General features: G+C 56.5%; 1 protein-coding gene. It reads left to right on the top strand.

All coding sequences use genetic code 11. The annotated features are described in order from the left end of the window. Positions 1-533: outer membrane protein (locus NKG95_RS34225; RefSeq protein WP_353043886.1), on the top strand; the 533-nt coding region annotated here is incomplete at both ends.

The raw sequence follows: 533 nt of genomic DNA, 5'->3' as shown, positions 1-533 counted from the left end.
AAATCTCTTCTTCTCGGCGCAGTTTCCGTTCTGGCGCTTGGGTCGGTTGCTCATGCCGCCGACGTGGTCGAACCAGTCGTCGAGACGTCGGGTTTTAACTGGAGTGGACTCTACGTCGGCTTTGGCGTTGGCGCCGGGGCGAACGTCCACGAGTTGAGCAGCGATTTCATTCCTGGGGTGTCGTTCAACGGCATTGGTGGCGAAGGCGTGTACGGTGAACTCACCGTTGGGTACGACTATATGGTGGCGCCGCGCTTCCTGATCGGAGGACTTCTAGACGCTCATGCCGGCAACATCGAAACCTCGCTCGACGTTGCTGGATTCGATGCGTCGGTCAAAGAAACCTATGGTTTCGACGCTGGCTTGCGGGCAGGCTACCTCTTCACGCCAAACACTTTGGGTTACGTGCTTGGTGGCTATTCCTGGCAGAAATACAAATTCGACACGAACGCAGGCTTTGATTTCGACTGGGACCAGAACGGCTATTTCGTCGGAGCCGGCGTTGAGACGGCCATTAACAGCAACTGGACCAT

Origin of the sequence: Mesorhizobium sp. M1423 (assembly GCF_040317575.1) — a bacterium.
In the GTDB taxonomy this organism is placed as follows: domain Bacteria; phylum Pseudomonadota; class Alphaproteobacteria; order Rhizobiales; family Rhizobiaceae; genus Mesorhizobium.
The sequence above is the reverse complement of the archived record's forward strand: the minus strand, read 5'-3'. Positions and strand labels throughout refer to the sequence as shown.